The sequence below is a fragment of the Immundisolibacter sp. genome (genome assembly GCF_041625615.1).
GTDB lineage: Bacteria > Pseudomonadota > Gammaproteobacteria > Immundisolibacterales > Immundisolibacteraceae > Immundisolibacter.
On the sequence record NZ_JBFJTF010000172.1, the window covers coordinates 1 to 3,997 of the forward strand.

General features: G+C 68.5%; 4 protein-coding genes. 2 read left to right on the forward strand and 2 right to left on the reverse strand.

Annotation, left to right across the window (positions count from 1 at the left end):
• Positions 1-320 (reverse strand): FAD-binding protein (locus ABYX71_RS10835; RefSeq protein ID WP_372696510.1); only part of this gene is annotated, 320 nt, incomplete at its 3' end.
• 2 nt (positions 321-322) lie between these two features.
• Positions 323-1,801, reverse strand: coding sequence for an FAD-linked oxidase C-terminal domain-containing protein (locus tag ABYX71_RS10840; RefSeq protein ID WP_372696511.1), 1,479 nt, complete (start codon positions 1,799-1,801; stop codon positions 323-325).
• A 92-nt stretch (positions 1,802-1,893) separates the two neighbouring features.
• Between ABYX71_RS10840 and purU the strand changes: the two genes are divergently transcribed.
• Together purU and ABYX71_RS10850 are read left to right on the forward strand one after the other, a co-directional pair.
• Positions 1,894-2,751: a formyltetrahydrofolate deformylase gene (purU, locus tag ABYX71_RS10845; protein ID WP_372696512.1), complete on the forward strand. Its 858-nt coding sequence runs from the start codon at positions 1,894-1,896 to the stop codon at positions 2,749-2,751.
• A 142-nt stretch (positions 2,752-2,893) separates the two neighbouring features.
• A complete protein-coding gene (locus tag ABYX71_RS10850; RefSeq protein WP_372696513.1) occupies positions 2,894-3,922 on the forward strand; it encodes a 2-hydroxyacid dehydrogenase in 1,029 nt (342 codons plus the stop codon).
• The last annotated feature ends 75 nt before the right edge of the window (positions 3,923-3,997 follow it).

Sequence of the window (3,997 nt, forward strand, 5' to 3'; positions counted from 1 at the left end):
GGGCCGGAAAGGCCGGCGGCGACGGCGCCCCCGAGCGTGCCGCCACCACCGAACCTCGGCGGCTCGAAGCCGAGCATCTGCCCGCACTCGGCCAATACGCCCTCCAGCTGCGCCAGTGACGTGCCGGCGCGCGCGGTAATGACCATGTCACCGGGCTCGTAGGCCACCACCCCGTGGTGGCCGCTGACATCCAGTGGCTCGCCGCCCCGCAGGTTGCCGTAGAACGCCTTGCTGCCATGGCCGCGCGCGGACACGGCGTGCCCCGTTGCCAGCGCCGCCCGTACCGCCGCCTGCAACGCCTCGCTGCGGTCCTGTCCCATCTTCAGAAGCGCTCCAGGTGCGGGTGCGGCAGCTGGCCGTGGTGCACATGGCTGCCGCGCAGCTCGGCGCAGCGCGTCAGGGTCGGAATCGCCTTGCCGGGGTTCAGCAGTCCGGCCGGGTCGAAGGCCCGCTTGACCGCGAAATAGTCCTCCAGCACCGGATCGGCGAACTGCTTGCAGGCCTTGTCGATCTTCTCGGCACCGATGCCATGCTCGCCGGTGATGGTGCCGCCCACCTTCAGGCAGGCATCCAGGATGCGCCCGGCCAGCTGCTCGGTGCGCTCGACCTCGTCCGGCACCGCTGCGTCGTACAGGATCAGCGGATGCAGGTTGCCGTCACCGGCGTGAAAGGCGGTGGCCACGCGCTGGCCATACTCGGCCGCCAGCTCGCCGATGTGGCGCAGGATGTCCGGCAGGTGACGTCGCGGCACGGTGGCGTCGACGATGTAGAAATCCGGCGACACGCGCCCCATGGCCGGAAAGGCGCCCTTGCGACCGGCCCACAGGCGCGTGCGCTCGTCGGCCTCGCGCGCCACGCGCAGGTCGTAGCCATCGCACGCCTGCATGAGCGCCGTGACCCGTTCGAGCTGCGCCTCCACGTCGGCGGCGGCGCCGTCGAGCTCGCACAGCAGCAATGCCGCCGCGTCCACCGGCAGCCCCATCTGGATGTAACCCTCGACCACTTCGATGGCCACCTGGTCCATCATCTCCAGCCCCGCCGGCACCACGCCGGCGGCGACGATGTCCATCACCGCCCGGCCGGCACGTTCCAGGTCCGGAAACGCTGCCTGCAGCAGCACGATGGACTCCGGCACCGGCAGCAGCTTCAGGCGCGCCTCCACCACCACGCCGAGCATGCCCTCCGACCCGGTCACCAGTGCCAGCAGGTCGGCACCGGGCCCGTCCAGCCCGCCGCCACCGACGGTCAGCAGCTCACCCTCCAGGGTAACCAGCGTCACCTCGAGCAGGTTGTGGGTGGTCAGGCCGTATTTCACGCAGTGCACGCCACCGGAGTTCTCGGCAATGTTGCCGCCGATGCTGGAGGCGAACTGCGACGACGGGTCCGGCGCGTAGAACAGCCCGTGGACGGCTGCCGCCTCGGACACCGCCAGGTTGCGCACCCCGGGCTGCACGCGGGCGATGCGGTTGTCGGGATCGATCTGCAGGATGCGGTCGAAACGCGTCATGGACAGCAGGATGCCGTCCTCGCGCGGCAGCGCCCCGGCCGACAGGCCGGTGCCGGCGCCACGCGGCACCACCGGCACGCCGTATTGGTGACACACGCGCAGCAGGGCCTGTACCTGCTCGACCGTGTCCGGCAGCGCCACCGCCAGCGGCAGGGCCCGGTAGTTGGCCAGCGCGTCGCATTCGTAGACCCGCCGCTCGGCCTCCTCGGTCAACAGACCATCGGCCGGAAGCACGGCGCGCAGCGCCCTCAAGGCAGCGGCATAGCCATCCGGTTGCCTGCCGGCATCGCTCATGCCGTCCCCCCGGCCAGTGGGCGAACCCTGATCCAGGCCGCCGTTTGACTTATAGTTCTGCGCCGCACAGCCAGTATTCCCTACCCGTAACGATGTCCCGCAATACCGCCATTTTGCTCGTGACCTGTCCCGACCAGCGGGGCCTGGTGGCCGCCGTGGCCGAATTCCTGTACCGCCACGGTGCCAACATTCTGCACGCCGATCAGCATGTCGACATCGCCGCCGGGCTGTTTTTCATGCGCGTGGAGTGGTCCCTGGCGGGCTTCGACATGCCCCTGGGGGAATTCGCCGCGTCGTTCGCGCCACTGGCGGAAAAGCACTCGATGCACTGGCGGCTGGAGGAATCCGACCGCCGCCAGCGGGTGGCCATCTTCGCCTCGCGTTACGACCACTGCCTGGCCGACCTGCTGTACCGCCACCGCGCCGGGGAGTTGTACTGCGACATCCCGCTGGTGATCAGCAACCACGAAGACACCCGCCAGCTGGTCGAGTTCTACGATGTGCCGTTTCACCTGATCGAGGTGACGCCGGAGGGCAAGAACACCGCCGAAGCCGCGCAGATGGCACTGCTGGACGAGCACAACGTCGACCTGATCGTGCTGGCGCGCTACATGCAGATTCTCGGACCGCGTTTCGTGGCGCGTTACCCGGCGCGCATCATCAACATCCACCACTCCTTCCTGCCGGCCTTCCTCGGTGCCCGACCCTATCACCGCGCCTTCGACCGCGGCGTCAAGATCATCGGCGCCACCAGCCACTACGTCACCGACATCCTGGACGAAGGGCCGATCATCGAGCAGGACGTCATCCGCGTGTCGCACCGTGACCAGGTGGAAAACCTGGTACAGAAAGGCCGCGACGTGGAAAAGATGGTGCTCTCGCGCGCCGTGCGCTGGCACCTGGAGCATCGCATCCTGGCGTACGGCAACAAGACGGTCGTGTTCGACTGAACCCCACCGCTTCCACCTGCCGGTTGTCGGCATCACGGGCCGCCACCTACAATCCGACCGTTCGGTCGAACCCGCCTCCGGACGGTGACGTCGCCGTCACGAACACCCTTTCCCAATCCCAACCAAGCTGAGGAGAAGCCGCATGAGCAAGGGGGTCATTTTTGTTTCCACGGACTGGATTTCGGACATTCTGGCCGACGCGTTCGGCGACCTGGGGTGCGAAATCATCCGTGGCCCGGCTGCCACCGGCCCCGGCTTCACGGTCTACGACCCGGCCGACTACGAGCGCCTGTTCGGCCGCGCCGACATCATCGTCGCCAGCCCCATCACCAAGATCGACCGCTCGATCATGGAAGCCGCGCCGCGCCTGCGCGCCATCATGTCGCCGGTGATCGGCGTCGAGAGCATCGATGTCGATGCCGCCACCGACCTGGGCATCATCGTCGGCCACGGTGCCACGCCGGAAAACTTCCTGGGCATGTCCGAGGCCTCGGTACTGTTCATCGCCGCGCTGGCCATGCAGATGCCGTTCAAGCAGCGCCTGCTGGCCGAAAACGCGCCGCGACCGCGCGAACTGACCTCGCGCAGCGTGCGTGGCCGCACCATCGGCCTGGTCGGCATGGGCCGCATCGCCCGTGGCGTGGTCGACCGCCTGCAGGGCTGGGAGACCGAGATTCTCTACTTCGACCCGTACGTGCCGCAGGACAAGGCACCGGCCGGCACCAAGAAGGTCGAGCTGGACGAGCTGCTGCAGCGTTCGGATTTCGTCAGCCTGCACGTGACGGTCACCGACGAGACCAAGGCCATGATCGGCGAGCGCGAACTGCGCCTGATGAAGCCGACCGCCTACCTGGTCAACACCGCCCGCGGCGCCGCGCTGGACGAAACCGCCGTGTACAAGGCGCTCAAGGAAGGCGTCATCGCCGGTGCCGCGCTGGACGCCTTCGTGCAGGAGCCGCTGCCGATGGACAGCCCGCTGCGCGAGTTCGTCGGTGCCGACAACGTCATCCTGACGCCGCACATCATCGGTCACTCGCATGACGTGATGGCCTCGCTGCCGGTTGCGGCACGCGAGAACATCACCCGCGTGCTGCGCGGCGAGCCGCCGCTGTACACCAAGAACCCCGCCGTCACCGAGCGCTGGAAGGCGCGCCTGGCCCCGCTGGGCTGACCCGCTGCGTCGTCCCGGACCTGGCGCGGGTCCGGGACGATGCCGTTCCCGCCAGCGGCGCTGGCCATCGCCCAC